The following is a 19721-nucleotide window of genomic DNA, read 5'->3' on the forward strand; positions in this document are numbered from 1 at the left end:
AAACCGTCCCATGCATATTCTCATCATCGGCGCCGCGGGCATGGTCGGCCGCAAGCTCACGGAACGGCTGGCGGCGGACGGCGCCATCGGCGGCACGCCGATCACCGCCTTCACCCTCGCCGATATGGTGACGCCCCATCCGCCGGCCGGTTTCTCCGGCACCGCCGATTGCGTGACGGCGGATCTGACGGTGTCGGGGGCCGCGACCACGCTGCTCGCCGGAAAACCCGACGTGATCTACCATCTGGCCGCCATCGTCTCGGGCGAGGCGGAAGCCGATTTCGAGAAGGGCTATAGCGTCAATCTCGATGGCACACGGCATCTGCTGGAAGCCATTCGCACCAGCCAGGCCGGCACGGGCTGGAAGCCGCGCGTGATCTTCGCCTCCTCCATCGCGGTCTTCGGCGGTGATATGCCGGACGTGATCAGCGACGAGTATTTCCTGACGCCCGAAACCAGCTACGGCACGCAAAAGGCGATCTGCGAATTGCTGCTGGCGGATTACTCGCGTCGCGGCTTTATCGATGGCATCGGACTGCGCCTGCCCACAGTCTGCGTGCGGCCGGGCAAGCCCAACCGCGCCGCGTCCGGCTTCTTCTCGGGCATCATCCGTGAGCCGCTGGCCGGGCAAACCGCCATCCTGCCGGTGAGCGAGGATGTGCGTCATTGGATGGGCAGCCCGCGCGCCACGGTGCAATTCCTGCTGCATGCCGCGACGCTTGACCTGTCATTGCTGAAGAACCGGCGCAGCCTGACAATGCCGGGTCTCGCGGTCACGGTGGGTGAGCAGATCGCGGCGCTGGAGCGTGTCGCGGGACCCAAGGTCACCGCCTTGATCAAGCACGAACCCGATCCGGTGATCGCGCATATCGTCAGTGGCTGGGCGCGGGGTTTCGATCCCAGCCGTGCGGAGGCCCTCGGCTTCGTCGCCGAACGCCAGTTCGACGACATCATTCGCATTCATATCGAGGATGAGCTGGGCGGCACACTGCCGGCCTGACCATCCCGACGGCACGATGTCCGGCCCCAATGGCCGGATGAACCACCGGGCGCAAGACCCGGTCTATTGGGAAGATGAGACCATGAAATACTTGCTCTGCAGCACTGCTTTGGCGCTTTCGATCGGCGTCGCCATGGCGCCGGCGCATGCCGATACCTCCGGCAAGCGCATCGCCTTGTCCAACAACTATGCCGGCAATTCCTGGCGTCAGGCGATGCTGCAAGCCTGGACGGAAGCCGGCAAGGCAGCCATGGGCGACAAGGCCCTGGCGGCGGCCGACTCCTTCACCACGGCCGACAAGGAAGTGACGACCCAGGCGGCCCAGGTGCAAAACCTGATACTGCAAGGCTACGACGCCATCGTCATCGACGCGGCCTCCCCCGATGCGCTGAACGGCGCCATCAAGGCCGCCTGTGACGCGCATATCGTCGTGGTCTCCTTCGACGGCATTGTGACGGAGCCTTGCGCCTATCGCCTGACGGTCGATTTCAAGTCGCTAGGTGAGAAGCAGGTCGATTACCTCGCAGGCCGCTTCCCGAATGGCGGCAATCTGCTCGAAATTCGCGGCCTCGCGGGCACCTCGATCGACGGCCTGATCCATGACGGTATCGTGGCCGGTGTCGCCAAGCATCCGGGCTTTAAGATCGTCGGCAGCGTCGAGGGCGATTGGGATGAGGCGACGGCGCAGAAGGCCGTCTCCACCGTGCTGTCCTCGCTGCCCCAAGTCGTGGGCGTGGTCGATCAGGGTGGTGACGGATATGGCGCGGCGCAGGCCTTCAAGGCGGCTGGCCGGGCGGAGCCGATCATCATCATGGGCAACCGGCAGGACGAACTCGCCTGGTGGAAGCAGCAGCATGACGCGAACGGCTACACCACCTGGTCCGCCACCATCGCGCCGGGCGTTTCCTCCCTCGCGCTGTGGGTGACGCAGCAGATTCTCGACGGCAAGAGCGTGCCGCATGATCTGACAGTGCCGTATCTGGAGATCACGCAGGCCGGCTTGGATGACGCAGTGAAATCGACCCCGGTGGGGAGCGTCGCCAACGTCGTCTATACGCAAGCCGATGCCGTTAAGGCGATCGCCGCCAATACCGGCAAGTAGTCCCATGGGTCATGAGATCGTACGCCTCGGCGCCGTCACCAAGAGCTTCGGTGCGGTCAAGGCGCTGACAGGCGTCGATCTCACGATCGTCGCGGGACAAGCATTGGGACTTGTCGGCCATAACGGGGCCGGCAAGTCCACGTTGATGCATGTGCTGACGGGCACCATCGCGCCCACCACCGGCACGGTGGAAGGCGCGGGCGCGGACGGTGCCGACTACACCGTCATTGCCGCTAAAAGGCTTGGTCTGCGCTGCGTCTTTCAGGAATTGTCGCTCTGCCCTAACCTGACGGTCGCCGAAAATACCCGCATCATGCATCCGCGCCTGCGTGGCTTCGGCTGGCGTCGCCGCGCTGGCGCGCTGATCGGCGCGCAGCTCGACGAGATGTTTCCCGGCCATGGCATTGCCCCCGGCACCGTCATCTCCGATCTGTCGATCGGTCGGCGCCAGATGGTGGAGATTGCGCGCGCCTTCACGGTCACCCAAGACCCGCTGCGCATGGTCATTCTGGACGAGCCGACGTCATCGCTCGATCCCAGCACGTCTCGCCAATTGCTGACCTTCATGCGGCGCTTTGTGGCAGGCGGCGGCAGCACGATTTTGATTTCGCATCTGCTGCGCGAAATCCTTGATTATTGTGACCGCACCGTGGTGATGCGGGATGGCACCGTGGTTGCGGATGAGCCGACGCCGAATTTTGATCGGGAGCGGCTGATCGTGACCATGGGCGGGGCGGCCGAGGGCCATGCGGCGGCGCCGGTGGCGCGCATTGACGCGGGGGAGCGCATATTGCGCGTGAGGTCCCGCCCGAAAGGTCAGGCCGGCGGCCTCGAACTCCGCGCCCATGCCGGGGAGATTATCGGCCTCGCCGGTCTCGCGGGGCACGGACAGTCCGATCTGCTGGTCGATGTCTTCGACGCCGGCACATCCGCCGCTGGCCGCAGCGAAGTGCATGGCCCAGTGGCGCTGGTCGCCGGTGACCGGCAGACGGATGGGGTGTTTCCGCTGTGGTCGATTGCCGACAATATCACCATCCGCTCGCTGTCGACGCTGACGAAGGGCCTGCTTATTTCCCGCGAGCGGGTGGACGCGCTGGCGCAATCCTGGAAGCAGCGCATCGGCATCCGCACGCCCGACATGAACAACAACATTCTGTCGCTCTCGGGCGGCAATCAGCAGAAGGCGCTGTTTGCGCGCGCCCTGGGCTCGGATGCCGACATCATCCTGATGGACGACCCAATGCGTGGCGTCGATATCGGCACCAAGCTCGATGTCTATGCGCTGATCCGCGCCGAAGCGGAGAAGGGGCGAACCTTCTTGTGGTACACGACGGAAATGGACGAGCTGGAGCATTGCAGCACGGTCTTCGTCTTCCGCAATCACCAGATCGTGGCCGAACTCGGCCGTGACGAACTCACGGAGGAACGCGTGATCCATTCTTCGTTCCAAGAGGTTGCATGACGGTCGCCCCGCAGACGATGGACGGGTCCGCGTCCAGGCGCACCCGAGGGATCAATATGCGCCGCCTGTTTCGGTCCGCGCTGCCGGCGATCTCTCTCTTGATCGTTCTTCTGGCGATCAACGACTTCAATCCGCGTGCCATCAGCTATTTCGGCTTCAACCTGATGCTGAATCTCGCGGTGCCGGTGGCGCTGGCCACCATCGCGCAGCTTTGCGTCATCACCGTCAGTGACCTCGATCTGTCGATCGGCGCCTATGTCGGCTTCATCGCTTGCGTGACGACGACATGGTTGCCCCAAAGCCCGCTCCTCGGCGGCGGCGTGATCCTGGGTTCGATCGCGTTATACGCGGCGCTCGGCGCGCTGGTTCAGTGGCGTCAACTGCCGTCCATCGTGGTCACGCTCGGCATGAGTTTCGTTTGGCTCGGTCTCGCTTTGTTGGTGCGGCCATCGCCGGGCGGTGAATCGCCGGCCTGGTTGCAGAGCTTCATGGGACTGCATGTGCCCTATGTGCCGTTCCCCATTGTCGCCGCCGTCGTCATCGCGGCGGTGATGCACTTCGTGCTCATGAGAACCGCCTTCGGCGCCGTGCTGCGCGGCGCGGGCGGCAATCCGGCGGCGGTGGCGCGCGCCGGCTGGTCGCTGCTGCGCATCAAGGCCACGGCTTACGCGATGGCCGGCGTCTTCGGCAGCCTCGCCGGCATGTCCCTGGTCGGCGTCTCAACCTCGGGCGACGCGAATATGGCCAACGGCTACACGCTGCTTTCCATCGCCGGGGCGATTCTGGGCGGCGCGGAGTTCATCGGCGGCCGCGTGTCGCCCATCGGCGCGGTGATGGGCGCCTTGACCCTGCAACTTGCGGCGGTCGCGCTGAATTTCTTCCAATTGCCGCATTTGCTGCCGGGGTTTCGCATCCCGTCCGAATGGCAGGTGGGGGCGCAGGGCCTGATCCTCATCCTCATCCTGGCGGTGCGCGCCCTCATCAATCGGAGTGACGCATGAACCTCATGGCGCTCCGTAACCGGCCCTGGATCTGGTCCTTCATGGGCGCGGCCGTGGTCTGGGCTCTGGCCGTCATCCTGGCCGGCGGCCATGGCGGCTGGTCGATTGTCACCACGGCCATCGCCTTCTCGGCTTTCACGGTGCTGGTCGGCATCGGGCAGATGTTCGTCATCACGCTGGGGCCAGGGAACATCGACCTGTCGCTGCCCGCCAATATCGGCCTCGCCAGCGCCGTCGCCATGAAGATGATGGATGGGTCCGATCCGCGCATCGCCCTCGGTCTAGCGGGTGCGATCGGTGCGGGCCTCGCCATCGGCATCGTCAATTACCTGCTGATCCGGCTGCTGCGCATTCCTCCGTTGATCGCGACCCTGTCGTCGAGTTTCGTGATCCGCTCGATCGGAATCAATTACGGCAATGGCTTGCAGATCAAGCCGCCGCCAGCCTTCGCGCATTTTGCCTCCCTGCGACTGGGCGGCATTTCGGTGCTCGCAGTGCTCGTCCTGCTGTTCTCGGTCGTCGTTGGCATAACGCTGGCGCGCACCGTCTATGGCCGGTCGGTGCTGGCTGTCGGCCAGAATATGCGCGCGGCCCGGCTTGCCGGTATTTCCGTTAGTCGCGTGCGCTTCGTGACTTACGCGCTGTGCGGCGCCTTGGGCGGCTTGTGTGGCGCCTTGCTGGCCGGGTTCACGGGCGGATCGTCGCTGGATGTCGGTGCCGAATATCTGCTGACGTCGATCGCGGTGGTGGTGATCGGCGGCACCTCGGTCGCAGGTGGCATGGCCAATGTGCCCGGTCTCTGGGGGGCTGCGCTGATGCTGTTCCTGATTGCGACGCTGTTGAACTCGTCCGGCCTGGGCATCGGGGTTCGAGACCTGATGACAGGCGTCATCATCATCGCAGTGATTACCCTAGCCGGCGGACGCCGGCAGACGCGATAGCGGGTCGCTTCACGGCGGATGACGCTGCGCTCATCCGCCCTACACCACGGTCCGTAGGGTGGATGAGCGCAGCGTGTTCCACCTAATCCCGCAACTTCGCGTATTTCGCGTCGAGCGCCTTGATGCCCTCGACATTCACCACGGACGATCCCTGCGGATCGAAATGCGATTCCAGGAACTTGTCGACGATCGCCTTGGCGAGTTCCGGCCCGATCACCCGCGCGCCCATGGTAATGATATGGGCGTCGTTACTTTTTGCGGCGCGTTCGGCGGAATAGGTATCGTGCGTATGCGCCGCACGAATGCCCGGAATCTTGTTCGCCGAGATGCAAACGCCAATGCCGGTGCCGCAGCATAGAATGCCACGATCGTAATGGCCCTCCAGAATGGCACTCGCGATGCGCTCGGCGAGCGACGCGTAAAGCTCGGTTCCGCCGGGCACGGCGCGGCCGAGATCGACCACCTCATGCGCGCCACCGGACAGGTGGCGGAAAATGACATCCGACAGCGGCAAGCCGGCGCTGTCTCCACCCACGACGATTCTCATGATGCGTCCTCTCCCATTGCGTTCGCGACAATAGCCACGATCTCGGCCAAGCCCTCGGCGGTCCATGCATAGCGGCCAACGAAAAGCCCATCCACCTCAGTGATCGCAGCGAGGGCAGGGGCATTCGCGGCCGTGACAGAGCCGCCATACAACAGGCGCGTCATCGATGCCGGTCCCGCGCCGAAATGCTGCGCGAGCGTTGCGCGCAAATCCGTCAGGCGGTCGGATACATAGTCGGGGTCGGCCGCCGCCGTGGCACCAATGGCCCAGCGCGGCTCATAGGCGAGCACGAGGGCGGGCAGGGCGTCGGCCGGCTGGTCGGCCATCGCCGTCATGACCTGATCGAGGATGACGGCATCGGCCCGCCCGGCATGCTTGTCCTCTCCGGTCTCGCCGATGCACAGGATGGGCGTCAGCCCATGCCTTAGGGCGGCATTCACCTTCAGGCGCACGGCGGCATAGGTTTCGCCGAAATGCTCCAGCCGCTCGGAATGGGCGAGCGCCACATAGCGGCAGCCGGCTTCGACCAGCATCGGGGCCGAAATCTCCCCGGTCCAAGCGCCGCGATCGTCCCAATGGACGTTCTGCGCACCGATGGCGATATCCGCGCCATCTGCGGCGGCCGCGGCCGCCGCGAGGGCCGTGAAGGGCGGCAGCACGAAGACATCCACATCGGGATGCGGGATCTGCGCCATCAGGCTGCGCAGGGCATCGATATAGGCCACGGCCTCGGCAATGCCGTGGTTCATCTTCCAGCCGGTGCCGACCAGCTTGCGGCGCAGTATCATGGCGACCCTATCATTCGAGCGGTGTCAGACGCGATGCGGGAACGCGCCGCGACGGTATATCCGGGCGCGGCGCAGCGGGGTAGAGCGGCGCCATGGACAAAGCAGTGACGGCGGGTGTGCGAAGCTCGGTCGGGCGGGGCGTGGTGATCGCCTTTCTGGCCTATGCGACCTATGCCTGGAGCGATGCCTCGGTGCGGTTGCTGCGCGGCTCCATCCCACCCTTCGAGCTGGTCTTCTTCGGATCGGTTTTGGGCCTGCTGGCCATTCCCATGGTCCGCAAACCGACCGAACGATGGCGCGACCTGTGGCATTGCAACCATCGTGGCCTCTGGTGCCTGCGCGCTTTGGCGGCGGTCGCGGGCGCCTTGTTCTCGGTCATCGCCTTCACCCGCCTGCCGATGGCCGAAGCCTTCGCGCTCATCTTCCTGCTGCCATCCTTCGTGACCATCCTGTCGGTCATCTTCTTGAAGGAGCGGGTGGGCTGGCGGCGGTGGTCCGCCGTCATCGCCGGCTTCGTCGGCGTGCTGATCGTGTTGAGGCCGGGCCTGCATCCGCTGGGCATCGGCCATCTCGCCGCCATCGGCAGCGGCCTCGCCGGTGCCGTCACCATCATCGTGCTGCGCAAGCTGGGTCCGACCGAGACGCGCATCTCGCTCTATGGCGCCGGGCTGCTCGGGCCGCTGGTGGCGAGCTTCGTGCTCATGCTGCCCCATTTCGTGGTGCCGGAGGGGCGGGAATGGGCGTTGATTCTGGCCTACGGGCTGCTCGGTGGGATCGGGAACGTGTTTCTGATGTTGGCCTCGGGCCTGGCGCCGGCAAGCCTGGTGGCACCGCCGCAATATAGCCAAATGCTCTGGGCGATCGCCCTGGGCTATCTGGTGTTCCACGACCACCTCGATCTGCTGATGTTCGTGGGTGCCGCTGTGATTATCGGCGCCGGGCTGTTCACGTTGTCGCGTGAGCGGGTGCGCAAGCCGCGTTGGTGGAGCCGCACCCCGCCCATCCATCCGCAATCCTTGTAACGTCATCTACGAATCGGACGGGGAGGAAAAATCATGACGAAGACTGTGAATTGGGGCGTGCTGAGCACGGCCCTCATCGGGCGCGAGAAGGTCATTCCCGCGATGCAGAAGGGCACGGTCAGTCGTGTCACGGCCATCGCCTCCCGCGATCTCGCAACGGCGCAGCGCACCGCCGGGGCCCTGGGCATCCCGAAAGCCTATGGCAGTTACGAGGAACTGCTCGCCGATCCAGATATCCAGGCGATCTATAATCCGCTGCCGAACCACTTGCATGTGCCATGGACCATCAAGGCCCTGGAAGCCGGCAAGCACGTGCTGTGCGAAAAGCCCATCGCCCTGGATACGGCGGAAGCCCGCACCCTGCTGGCGGCGCGGGACCGTTCGGGCCTGATCGTCGCCGAGGCCTTCATGGTCCGCTACACGCCATGGTGGCAGCGCGTCCGCGCCCTGGTGCGGGAAGGCCGACTGGGCGAGGTTCATGCCATCCAGACCGCCTTCACCTATTTTCTCGATGACCCCACCAATATCCGTAACATGGCGGGCATCGGCGGCGGCGGTTTGATGGATATCGGCTGCTACGCCATCGCGACCGCCCGCTACATCTATGGCGCCGAGCCGCTCAAGGTCTCGGGCCTGATCGACCGCGACCCCACCATGGGCACGGACCGGCTGACCAGCGCCGTGATGCAATTCCCGACCGGCCATTTGACCTTCACCTGCTCGACGCAATTGGCGCCGCATCAGCGCGTGACCGTGATGGGCACCAAGGCACGGGTGGAGGTGATGATCCCCTTCAACGCCCCGCCGGACGCGCCCTGCCGTATCGTCATCGATGACGGCGAAGCCCTGGACGGATCGGGCGCAGTCGCGGAAACCTTCGCGGTGGCGGACCAATACACCCTTCAGGGCGACGCGGTGTCGCGCGCCATTCTGGGGGAGTTTCCGCTGGAGTTTCCGCTGGAGGATGCGGCCGCCAATATGCGGGTGATCGACGCCGTATTCCGGTCGGCGGAAAGCGGCGCCTGGGAAACACCCTGAGGGAAGCTCGGCTGGCGGAATAGGCTGGGCTTTTCCGCCCTACACTCCCGGCGTCGTAGGGCGGAAAAGCGCAGCCTATTCCGCCGAACTTGGGAGTGAAGACGATTAAGTCGCTTCAGTTGGGGGGACAGAGTTTTCGCCGTAGGGTAGAGTGCTGCCAAAATCGGGCAGGGAAACACCATGAAGCGCTTTGCTATTCTAACGGCCTTCGCCGTGTCTCTGCTCGTCGGTCCCCTCAGCCTGCCTGCACGCGCACAAGATGACGGACCGGAGATCGATCTCCCCGGCTTGCAATCGGACGCCGATGCCTATGCCGCCGCGCTGCGGCTGCCCTTTCCCGCCGGCGCCTCGGATGAACAGAAGCAAAAGGCGGCGGATGCCGTCGCGGCAGCCGTGGCCACAGGCAACGCGACGGCCGAAGTAGCGGCGATGCAGCGCGCCATCGGCGCGCTGGGTGGCGACGCAACCTGGAACGCCTGGCTCGCCTTGGCCTCCGCTGAAATGGCCTTGGTGCCGCCCAATGCCGTGCACGGCCTGCAAGCGGCGTGGACGGCCTTCCAGCACATCGACGAGAGCAGCGATACGGCGGCGCAGGATCAAGTCTCCGCGCTGCGGGTCATGGATAAGGCGTTGGCCGCCCTCAATAAGCCGGTGCCGGAGGTCGAGGTGCTGCGGGCCATTGCCCGCCGTCTGCCCGGCGATCATGCGGCCCAACAGGCGGCGCTTGAGGGCTTGCAGCGGACCGGCCTGATCTATCGCAGCCTGTCGACGGACGCCGAGGCCTTTCCCGCCCGCGCCTGCATCGGTTTCCTGGGCAATCCCAGCAGCGCGCCGAGCTTTCATGCCGGCGATTGGGTGACGCTCGACCCGGCCCTGAAGGACGCGGCGGTCACCCTCGAGTCGGGCAAGATCTGCGTGACGGGCCTCCCGGCCGGCGCGACCACGACCGTGACGTTGCTGCACGGCATGCCGGGCGATGACGGCACGTCCCTGCATCAGGATCTGGTCCTGCCCGTGGCGATGCCCGATCGCCAGCCGCGCATGGTGTTTGATGGCGCGCGCTACCTGCAACCCCGTAACGGTGCAGCGACCGTCGCGCTCGATGTCGTCAATTTGTCGGCCGTGAAGCTGACGCTCGTGAAGATCGCAGAGCGGAACTTGCTGCATGTCATGCAGACCTATCCCCCCGGCAATAACGACCTTGGTTCGGACGCAGCGACGGACCTCGCGCAGAATCAGGGCAAGGTCATCTGGACCGGCAGCGCGCCCGTATCGGGCTATACGCGCAATGAGCTCGATCACGTCGTGCTGCCCTTGCCGCCGACGCTGAAGGACCCGGGACTCTATGCCCTGCTCGCTTCGCCGGGGGACGGCACGCCCTTCGCGGATGGCTCGGCGCCCGGCGCCGTGCAGCTTATCCTGCGCACCGATCTCGCTCCCACCGTCTGGCACGGGGCGGAGGGCGACACGATCCAAATCCGCTCATATGCCAGCGGCCTGCCGGTGGCGGGTGCGGCGATCGACCTCGTTGCCACGGATAATGAGATTCTTGACCAGGCGACGACCGACCAGGATGGCATCGCCCATATCGCCCAGCCGCTGCTCGCGGGTCAGAACGGCCAGGCCCCGGCCGCGCTGCATATTCGCGGCGCGGATGGGGATTTCACGCGGCTCGATCTGACGGCGCCCGACTTCGATCTGTCCGATCGTGGCGTGTCCGGCACGGCGCAGCCTGGCCCGGTCGATCCCTTCATCTGGCTCGACCGTGGCATCTATCGCCCGGGCGAGACCGTGCAGGTGATGGCGCTGCTCCGCGATGAAGCCGGCCAGCCCACCGATTTGCCGCTGCATCTGATCGTGACGCGGCCGGATGGCCGGGTGTTTCAGGATACCGTGCCGCCTCGCGCGGCGGGCCAATCGATCCATGCCGCCGTCACGCTATCCTCCGGCGCGCAATTCGGCACTTGGACGGTGTCGCTGCAAACCGACCCCAAGTCCTCGGCCATCGCCAGCCAAACCTTCCAGGTCGATGCCTTCGTGCCGCCGCGTCTGGCGGTGGAATTTGCCGGCGCACCCGCCATTCTCGAACCCGGCCGCAGCACTGATCTGCCGGTTTCCGTACGCTTCCTGTATGGCGCGCCGGGTGCGGATCTGTCCGGCAGCGGCACCGTCACGCTGTCGTTGAACCCGACGCCTTTCGCCGATTTCTCGACCTACCGCTTCGGCGTGTCGGATGAGGTTTTCGCGCCCAAGCAGAGCCAGGTCGATCTGGCGGCGACCGATGACCAGGGCAAGACGGTGCTGCCGATCGATCTGTCGGCGGTGCCGGATTCCACGGGTGCTGTCACCGCCACGATCGCGGTGACGGTGAACGACCCCGCCGGCCGCAGCGTCGGCGCCAGCACCACCATTCCGGTACGGCCTGTGGCGCCGCTTATCGGCATCGCCGAAGACTTTGCCGATGACACCGTGGATGCCAGTGCCAAGGCCGGCTTCCACTTTGTCGCCATCGGGCCGGACGGAAAGCGCGTGGCGATGCCCGTGCAGATCCGCCTCGTGCGGCAGGAGCCGGATTGGCGCCTGTCGGTTCAAAACGGCCAAGCGCGGTATGAGACGGTGTGGCGCGATGAACCGGTCGATAGCCAGACCGTCACGCTGCCCGCCACAGGCGCACCCTTCGCCTATGGTCGCACGCTGCCCTTCGGGCGCTACCGGATGCAGGTATTGCAGGCCTCCGGTGGCCTCGCTGCCAGCTCCGTCATCTTCTATTCGGGCTGGGCAGTCGGCGATAACCCCGATGTGCCGGCCCGCGTGTCCGTGCGCGTCGATCACAAGACCTATCAACCCGGCGACACCGCGACAGTGCATGTCGAGGCGCCTTTCGCGGGTCCCGCGACGGTGCTGGTGATGACAGACCGGATCAAGCGTATCCTCGATCTTCCAGCGGCGGGCACGAGCTTTGACGTGCGCATACCGGTGACGGCCGATTGGGGACCCGGCGCCTATATCGGCGTGCATGTCTTCCAGCCCGGCGGAAGTGACGGCAAAACGGCGCCGACACGTGCCATCGGCCTGACCTGGGTGGCGCTGAACCCGGCGTCGCGGACCTTGCCCGTCACCATCGAAACGCAGCCGGTCTACAGGCCGCGCACCACGGCCGACATCGCCGTTCATGCGACACCCGGCGCCTGGGTGACGCTCGCCGCCGTCGATGAAGGCATCCTGAGCCTCACGGGGTTCGTGACGCCCGATCCCCTCGACCATTACTTCGGCCAACGTTCCCTGGGTGTCGGCATTCATGATGACTGGGCGCGGCTGCTGGCCCCGGCGGGTGCGGCGAATACCATGCTGCGCCAGGGCGCGGGCGGCGATGTGGATGAGCAATCCAACCCGATTCCGCAAATGATCGTGTCGCTGTTTTCCGGTCCCGTTCAGGCAGGATCGGATGGCATTGCCCATTTCCCGCTCGCCTTGCCGGATTTCGACGGTCAGTTGCGGTTGATGGCCGTCGCTTGGGATGGCGCCAAGGTCGGGTCCGCCGCGCATGACATGATCCTGCGCGATCCGCTGATCGCGGAGGCGCTGCTGCCGCGATTCCTCGCACCGGGCGACACGGCGCAGATCGGCATCATGCTGCAGAACCTGGAACTGCCCGCGGGCCAGGTCTCGGTCCATCTGTCGGTCACCGGTGAGTTGGCTTTGGCAGGTGGCGATCCGGCAGCGGTGACGCTTGCCCAGCAGGCACGGATGGTGCTGCCGGTGCAACTCGTCGCCAAAGGCGCGGGCCTCGGCACGCTCAGCGTCGAGGCGAAAGGGCCGGGCGGCTTCGATGTCACCCATTCGTCCGTCATCTCCGTGCATTCCGCGCGCGGTCCCGTCGCCCAGGTCACGCAGCTGCTGCTTGCGGCGGGTGCTGGTACGACGGTCGGGCCAGATGCCGCAGCCTTCCTGCCCGGCACTTGGAAGGCGAGCCTCAGTTTTGGCAGCGGCGTCCGCTATGACCCTGCGGCCCTGGTACGCGCTCTCATCGCCTATCCGCTCGATTGCCTGGAGCAGCTCACCAGTCGCGGCCTGCCGCTTGCGATGCTGACGGAAGGCGGTGCGGCCGGGCCGGATCGTGCCGGCAAGCTCCAGCAAACGGCGGAAGCGGTGCTCGATCGGCAGCGCTACGACGGGTCCTTCGGCCTATGGTCCTCGACCGGGGATGCGGAGCCCTGGCTCACCGCCTATGCGACGGACTTCCTGTTGCGGGCGCGCAAGGCCGGCGCCCCCGTGCCGGACACCGCCATCAAGCAGGCACTCGGTTGGCTGACGACGGAAGTCGCCACCCCGCCGGGCAGCCCGACCGATCAGGCAGCGCAGGCCTATGCGCTGTATGTTCTGTCGCTTGCTGGCCAGGCGCCGGCGGGTGCCATTCGCGTGGCGGCGACGACGATCGGCAGCGAGCCGACGCCGCTCGCCCGCGCGCAGATTGCGGCGTCCCTGGCGCGGCTGGGGGAGGCCGGGCAGGCGAAGGATTTGTTTGGCGCGGTCCTTCAGGATCCGTCGCGGCAGGATTGGTATGGCGATTACGGCTCCGCGTTGCGGGACCAGTTCGCGACGGCTGTGCTGGTGCAGGAAAGCGGTGTCATGCCCGGTGCATTGCCGTCGATCCGCGCGGCGCTGCCGGGTTCCAACCTCGACCCCGATGCGCTGAACACGCAGGAACAGGCTTGGGGCGGCGCGGCGGCGGCGGCTTTGGGCGCCAATGCGCGTCCCATCTCCCTGGTCGCCGACGGGCGCACCTTGGGTCCGGCGTCGCGGCTGAGCCTGCCAGTCCGTGGCACGGTGACGCTCCGCAATCCGGGTAGCACGCCGATTGAGGGAAGCCTTGTCGTTCAGGGCGTGCCGGTAAAGGCGCCGCCTGCCGCGAAGAACGGGATGGAGGTCCATCGGTATTTCTTTGCAGCCGACGGATCGGCCGTGGATCCTGACAAGCTGCCGCAGAACAGCCTCTTCCTCATGGTGATCACCGGTCGCGCGACGGATGGCCAGGATCACCAGGCGATGGTCCTCGCTGGGCTGCCGGCGGGCTGGGAAATCGCCGGCCATTTCGATGGTGGCGCGGTTGCCGGGATGGACTGGCTTGGCACCCTGTCGACCACCGATGCGGAGGCGGCGGCCGATGACCGCTATGCAGCGGCGCTGTCCCTGACGGGCGACCACGCCGACTTCCGGCTGGCCGTCATGCTGCGGGCGGTGACGCCAGGCACCTACGATTATCCGGGCATCACACTGGCGGACATGTATCGGCCGGGCATCTTCGCGCGGCAGAACGCCGTGAAGATCACCGTGCTGCCGCCCGCCACGCCGTGAGGCGCTGGGCTGTCATCGCGGTCGGTGTGGCCGCGATGACAGTGGGGGTGACGGTGGTGGCGATGGGCTTCGTCTGGCCCGCGCCGATGCCGCCGCCGGCGAGCTGGGGCACGGAGGTGAGGGACCGCGACGGCACGCTGATCGCCCTCGCGCCCGCGCCCGGCGGCGTCTGGCGTTTTGCGGTGTCGCCTGCCCAGGTCTCGCCGTTCATGACGCAGTTGCTGATCGCCGTGGAGGACCGTCGCTTCGCCTCCGAGCCTGGGGTCGATCCCCGTGCCGTGCTGCGCGCCGGTTGGCAGTGGCTGCGCGCAGGCCATGTGGTGTCCGGCGGATCGACGCTGACCATGCAGGTCGCGCGGCTGCTCGATCCGCAGCCCCGCAGACTGTCCGCGAAGGTGTTGGAAGCCGCCCGCGCCGTCGCGCTGTGGCGCCGCTTCGACCGGCCGCACCTCCTGGGTCTGTGGCTATCGCTCGCCCCATTCGGCGGCAATCTGGTGGGGGTGGAGGCGGCGTCCTGGGCCTATTTCGGCAAGCCGCCGGGCGCCTTAGATGCGGCCGAGGCCGCTCTGCTGGTGGCCTTGCCGCGCCGGCCCGAAGGGTTGCGGCCGGACCGGCATCCGGTGGCGGCCAAGCGAATCAGGGACCGGATTCTCATACTTGCCGAGGCACGCGGCTTGCTGACCCGTGACGAAACGCAGGCGGCCCTGACAGAGCCGGTGCCGACCGCGCGCCTGCCCATGCCGCGCGCGGTGCCGCAATTCTATGCGTCGGTCCGTCATCCACCGGTGCTGACCGTGTCGCTCGACGCCGAAACCGAAGCGGCACTCGCCGGTCTGGGGCAGACGACGCTGGCGGGTCTGCCCGCGAAAGTCTCCCTCGCGGTGATGATCGCCGATTTGCCCAGCGGCACGCTGCGTGCCGTTTGGGCGGGCGATTGGGGCAATGCCGCCCGGGCCGGCTCGGTTGATCTCACCCGCGCCTCCCGCAGCCCCGGTTCGGCGCTGAAACCGTTTCTGTATGGCCTCGCCTTCTCCCAAGGGATTGCGGGACCGGACACGATCCTGGCGGATGTGCCGACGCGCTTCGGCGGCTATGCGCCGGAGGATTTCACCGGCCAGTTCGCGGGCCGGGTGACGGCGGCCGAGGCGCTGCGCCGCTCCCTCAATCTACCGGCGGTCGGGCTGCTCGCGCGCTATGGCGCGGCGCGTTTCGCGGCCGCCTTGGCGGCGGCGGGCGAGCCGCTGCGTCTGCCGCGCGGGGCAGCGCCGTCTTTGCCCATCGTGCTCGGCGGCGCCGGGCAGACCATGCGCGGCATGATGGCGCTCTATACGGCGCTCGCGACCCAGGGCGCGGTCGCTGGCAAGCCGCTGCTGACGCCCGCCGCCGCGCAGATGGTGGCCGCGATCCTGACGCGGCCCTTTCCCGGCGGCGCGCAGCAGGGCATCGCCTGGAAAACCGGCACGAGTTGGGGGGACCGCGACAATTGGGCCTTCGGCTTCGACCGCGCGCATCTGGTGGGCATCTGGGTCGGCCGGCCCGATGGCACGGCCATGGATGGTGGCGCGGCAGCGGATCATGCCCTGCCGATCCTCGCCCAGGTCTTCGGCCTTCTGCCCGCCGCGCCGCGCGCCATGGCCGTGCCTGCCGCGCGGATGGTGTCTTTGGCTGTCACGCCGGAGCCCGATCCGCTGCGGCTGCTGTATCCGCCACCCGGCGCCGTGATCGAAGGTGCCGGCGCCGTCGACCTCAAGGCCATGGGCGGCACGCGACCGCTGCGCTTCCTGGTCGATGGCGCGCCGGTGCCGTCCATCGCTGCACTGCGCAACACCGCCTGGACGCCGCCCGGGCCAGGCTTCTATCGCCTCACAGTTCTGGACGCGGCAGGCGCAATCGCTTCCGCCGCGATCAGGGTTCGCGACGGATCGTGATCGCGGCGGCCTAATACGGCGAGTCGGGGTGGTAGAACTCCGCCGCATTCTGTTGTGTGATCAGCGGTGACTGGATGATGAACTTGCCGCGCACCGGCACACCGCCGACAAATTTCAGCGCGGTCAGTTCGATCGCCGTGCCGACCATGCCGGGGTCGTAGCCGACATCGATCGGCGTCATCTTGTCGCCGTCCATGACTTCCTTGATCGCCTGCTTCATGCCGGCGCCGCCGACCACCCACATGTCATTCTGCCGGCCCGCCTGCTTGATCGCCTGGATGGCGCCGATGGCGGTATCATCATCCTGCGCCCAGACGGCGTCGATCTTGGGGAAGCGGGAGAGGAAGTCCTGCATGACCTTGAAGCCGTCATCGCGGTTCCAGTTCGCGAACTGGCTGGCGAGCACTTTGATCTTGGTGCCTGAGATGGCGGCGTTGAAGGCGTCCACACGCTCTTTGTCGATCGGGATCGGCAGACCGCGCAGCACGACGATATTGCCGCCATCGGGGAAGCGGGAGGCAAAATATTCGCCCGCCGTGCGGCCGAGGCCGGGATTGTCGCCGGCGACATAAAGATCCTCGATGCCCGGCTGTGACAGTTTGCGGTCCACCACCGTCACGAATTTTCCGGCCTGCTTCACACGCTTGATCGGCGATGTCAGCGCATCCGGGTCGCCTGGCAGAATGACCAGCGCATCGATGTGACGGGTCGAGACCATGTCTTCGAGGTCGGAGGCCTGCTTGCCGGGATCGGCCGCCGTGGCGAGCACGAATTTCAGATTGGGATAGGTCTTGGTCAGGCGGGTGATGGCGGCCTGGGCGAAGTAATCGACGCCGCCGGTCCAGCCGTGATCGGCCGAGGGCACGGAGACGCCGATCGTATAGGTCTTGTCCTGGGCTATAGCTTGGCCCGAGACGACGAGACCGGTGGCGAGACTGGTGGCGAGGGCGAGTGTGCGGAAGCGCTTCATGGAGGTCCTCCTGTTGTTTTTTGAAGCCTACTGGTTCGCTCTGCGGCTTCGTTGCAGCAGGACGGCCAGAATGATGATGACGCCCTGGAAGGCACCATTGAGATAGGGGCTGACGATATTCGTCAGGTTCAGGATATTGTCGATCAGGCTGAGGATGATGACGCCAATGACGGTGCCCCAGACCCGGCCATAGCCGCCACGCAGCGTGGTGCCACCGATGATGACGGCGGCGATGGCCTCCAACTCCCACAAGACCCCGGTGGCACTCGATGCCGAACCCAGGCGCGGCACGTAAAGCAGCGTCGCCACCGCCACCAGTACGCCTTGCAGCACGTAGGTCAGCAGCCGGACGGTATCGACATGAATGGCGGAATAGCGCGCCACTTGTTCGTTCGAGCCGATGGCCGCGCAATGGCGCCCGAAGGGCATCCGGCGCATGGCGATATCGCCCAGGATCGCGACCACGGCGAAGACGATGATGGGCACTGGCAGACCCAGGACGCTGCCGTAATAGACCGGATTGTATGTGTCCATGACATCGAAGTTCAGGGACAGCGTGCCACCATTGGCGAGGAAGGTAACCAGCGAGCGGAAGATGCCCATGGTGCCTAGCGTCACGATAAAGGCCTCGATCCGCCCACGCGTGACGAGCAACCCGTTGCCGAGGCCGGCCGCCCCGCCGAGCGCGACCCCCGCCGCCATGCCGATGAGGATCACGCTCCACCCCGTGCCGAAGCGCGGCACCAGCGCATTGATCACGATGATCATCACCCCGGCGAGGAAGGCGGCCATGGATCCGACTGAAAGGTCGAGCCCGCCGGAGGTGATCACGAAGGTGGCGCCAACGGCGATGATGCCGATGAAAGAAGAGCGTGCGAGCACATTGGTGATATTGGACGGGCTGAGGAAATTGCCGTTGAGCGATGCGCCCAAAATCACGAGCAGGATCAGGGCGAGAAGCGGCCCGAGCACACGAAGATTGGGGCTCCATCGCCGCGCGGGCTCCCGCTTGGTCAGCGTTGTCTCAGTGGCCGACATGCAGGTCTCCGTTCATCGCCATCTTCTCTAGGCCCATGGCGTGGCGCACGATGCCATCCTCCCCGATCGCATCGCCGGAAAGCTCGCCCATGATGCGGCCGGCACGCATCACGATGACCCGGTGACTGAGGCCGATGACCTCCCCCATCTCTGAGGAAATGACGATAACGCTTTTGCCGGTTGCCGCCAGACGCTCGATAAATCCGTAAATCTGTTGCTTGGTGCCGATATCGATGCCGCGCGTCGGTTCGTCGATGATGACGATCTCGGGCGCGATCAGCATGGTTTTCGCGAGCAGCAGCTTCTGCTGGTTGCCGCCGGACAGGTTGCCCACCGCGACGTCACGCCGCGGGGCGCGGATGTCGAATTCGCGGATCGCCTGATCCAGGGCGCGATCTTCCGCCGCTTCATCGATCAGCAAGCCGGAAAAGCGATCGAGGCCGAGCAGCGTGAGGTTGGTCCGCATCGACTTTCCCAAAAGCAGACCTCTACCTTTGCGATCCTCCGTGAGATAGGCGAGGCCAAGGGCCGCCGCATCCGATGGGTTGCGGATATGGACAGGCTTGCCCATGACGCGGACCGCGCCGTGGGCGCGTCGCAGGCCCATCAGGCCTTCCATGAGTTCGGTGCGGCCTGATCCCACCAGCCCGGCCACGCCCAAAATCTCCCCGCGCCGGAGGTGAAACGAGGCCGAGGTGACATAGCCGGGCACGGACAAATCCTCGACCTCTAGCACCATTTCCGCCGTGGGCGCGGGCGCCTTGGGTGGAAACAGTTCCGACAGATCGCGGCCGACCATCTGCCGCGCCATTTCATCCTCGGTCATCGTCGCCGCCGGCGCGGTCACGACATGGCGGCCGTCCCGCAGCACGGTGACGCTATCGGCAATAGCCCGCACTTCATCGAGCTTGTGGGAGGTGTAGAGGATGGCGACACCTTGTGCCCGCAACCGCGCGATCTGGCGGAACAGCACGCGCGATTCCTTGGGCGTCAGCACGGCGGTCGGCTCGTCCAGGATCAGAATCCGCGCGTCCCGCACCAAGGCCTTCGCGATCTCCACCATTTGCTTGTCGGGCACGGCAAGGTCACTCACGCGGGCGGCAGGGTCGATGCTGGTTTCCAATTCGGCGAGCAGGGCGCGGGCGCGGGCGCGCATGGCACCGAGATCCAGAAACGGACCGCGCTTGATCTCACGACCCAGAAAGATATTCGCCTCGACGGTCAATTGCTCCGCCAGATTGAATTCCTGGTGGATGAGGACGATGCCGGCGGCTTCCGCTGCCTCGCTGCTTGGGAAATGCACCGCCTGCCCAGCAAGCAGAATCTCCCCACCGCTTGGCGACTGGTAGCCGGAGAGGATTTTCATCAAGGTCGACTTGCCGGCGCCATTCTCCCCGATCAGCGCATGCACCTCACCCGCGTGCAGGTCGATGGAGACATCGAACAACACCTGCACACCGCCATACTGCTTGGATATCTGCCTGCCTGCGAGCATGACGGGGGAACCGACCATGCATTCCCTCCCGACG

14 protein-coding genes are annotated in these 19721 nt (G+C 66.1%); 9 read left to right on the forward strand and 5 right to left on the reverse strand.

All coding sequences use genetic code 11. From position 1 onward, the window contains the following. Positions 1-10: 10 nt before the first annotated feature. The 5 genes from denD to QP803_RS07190 are packed head-to-tail and all read left to right on the forward strand — an operon-like array spanning position 11 to position 5506. The gene (gene denD / locus QP803_RS07170; RefSeq protein WP_284947098.1) at positions 11-1000 is read left to right on the forward strand and encodes a D-erythronate dehydrogenase; all 990 of its coding nucleotides are present in this window, start codon (positions 11-13) and stop codon (positions 998-1000) included. Beyond that, positions 972-2102, forward strand: coding sequence for an ABC transporter substrate-binding protein (locus QP803_RS07175; RefSeq protein ID WP_284947099.1), 1131 nt, complete (start codon positions 972-974; stop codon positions 2100-2102). The genes denD and QP803_RS07175 overlap by 29 nt, the downstream gene beginning before the upstream one ends. Before the next feature lie 4 nt (positions 2103-2106). Beyond that, positions 2107-3564, forward strand: coding sequence for a sugar ABC transporter ATP-binding protein (locus QP803_RS07180; RefSeq protein ID WP_284947100.1), 1458 nt, complete (start codon positions 2107-2109; stop codon positions 3562-3564). Next, positions 3561-4565 (forward strand): ABC transporter permease, encoded by a 1005-nt coding sequence (locus tag QP803_RS07185; protein WP_284947101.1) that lies wholly within the window; start codon positions 3561-3563, stop codon positions 4563-4565. Before QP803_RS07180 ends, QP803_RS07185 begins: the two co-directional genes overlap by 4 nt. After that, the gene (locus tag QP803_RS07190; RefSeq protein WP_284947102.1) at positions 4562-5506 is read left to right on the forward strand and encodes an ABC transporter permease; all 945 of its coding nucleotides are present in this window, start codon (positions 4562-4564) and stop codon (positions 5504-5506) included. The genes QP803_RS07185 and QP803_RS07190 overlap by 4 nt, the downstream gene beginning before the upstream one ends. A gap of 82 nt (positions 5507-5588) precedes the next feature. Here the strand turns inward: QP803_RS07190 and derI are convergent, their stop codons facing one another. Together derI and tpiA are read right to left on the reverse strand one after the other, a co-directional pair. Then, complete coding sequence (gene derI / locus QP803_RS07195; RefSeq protein ID WP_284947103.1) at positions 5589-6053, reverse strand: D-erythrulose-4-phosphate isomerase; 465 nt, start codon at positions 6051-6053, stop codon at positions 5589-5591. After that, positions 6050-6841: a triose-phosphate isomerase gene (gene tpiA / locus QP803_RS07200; protein WP_284947104.1), complete on the reverse strand. Its 792-nt coding sequence runs from the start codon at positions 6839-6841 to the stop codon at positions 6050-6052. The genes derI and tpiA overlap by 4 nt, the downstream gene beginning before the upstream one ends. Before the next feature lie 92 nt (positions 6842-6933). Here tpiA and QP803_RS07205 point away from each other — a divergent pair, with 92 nt between their 5' ends. From QP803_RS07205 to QP803_RS07220, 4 genes are all read left to right on the forward strand, one after another. Beyond that, positions 6934-7863 carry a DMT family transporter gene (locus QP803_RS07205; protein WP_284947105.1) on the forward strand — a complete coding sequence of 310 codons (930 nt, stop codon included), beginning with the start codon at positions 6934-6936 and terminating at the stop codon, positions 7861-7863. 33 nt (positions 7864-7896) lie between these two features. Then, positions 7897-8901 (forward strand): Gfo/Idh/MocA family protein, encoded by a 1005-nt coding sequence (locus tag QP803_RS07210; RefSeq protein WP_284947106.1) that lies wholly within the window; start codon positions 7897-7899, stop codon positions 8899-8901. 180 nt (positions 8902-9081) lie between these two features. Continuing rightward, a complete protein-coding gene (locus QP803_RS07215; protein ID WP_284947107.1) occupies positions 9082-14256 on the forward strand; it encodes an alpha-2-macroglobulin family protein in 5175 nt (1724 codons plus the stop codon). Further along, positions 14253-16184: a transglycosylase domain-containing protein gene (locus QP803_RS07220; RefSeq protein WP_284947108.1), complete on the forward strand. Its 1932-nt coding sequence runs from the start codon at positions 14253-14255 to the stop codon at positions 16182-16184. Before QP803_RS07215 ends, QP803_RS07220 begins: the two co-directional genes overlap by 4 nt. A gap of 10 nt (positions 16185-16194) precedes the next feature. Here the strand turns inward: QP803_RS07220 and QP803_RS07225 are convergent, their stop codons facing one another. Genes QP803_RS07225 through QP803_RS07235 form a run of 3 tightly spaced genes read right to left on the reverse strand, consistent with a single transcriptional unit; the run spans position 16195 to position 19705 of the window. Further along, entirely contained in the window at positions 16195-17154 is a 960-nt protein-coding gene (locus QP803_RS07225; RefSeq protein ID WP_284947109.1) for an ABC transporter substrate-binding protein, read from the reverse strand. Between the two features lie 27 nt (positions 17155-17181). Continuing rightward, positions 17182-18192: an ABC transporter permease gene (locus tag QP803_RS07230; protein WP_284947110.1), complete on the reverse strand. Its 1011-nt coding sequence runs from the start codon at positions 18190-18192 to the stop codon at positions 17182-17184. Continuing rightward, entirely contained in the window at positions 18179-19705 is a 1527-nt protein-coding gene (locus QP803_RS07235) for a sugar ABC transporter ATP-binding protein (RefSeq protein WP_284947111.1), read from the reverse strand. Before QP803_RS07235 ends, QP803_RS07230 begins: the two co-directional genes overlap by 14 nt. Between the last annotated feature and the right edge of the window lie 16 nt (positions 19706-19721).

Origin of the sequence: Acidisoma sp. PAMC 29798, assembly GCF_030252425.1 — a bacterium.
Taxonomy (GTDB): domain Bacteria; phylum Pseudomonadota; class Alphaproteobacteria; order Acetobacterales; family Acetobacteraceae; genus Acidisoma; species Acidisoma cladoniae.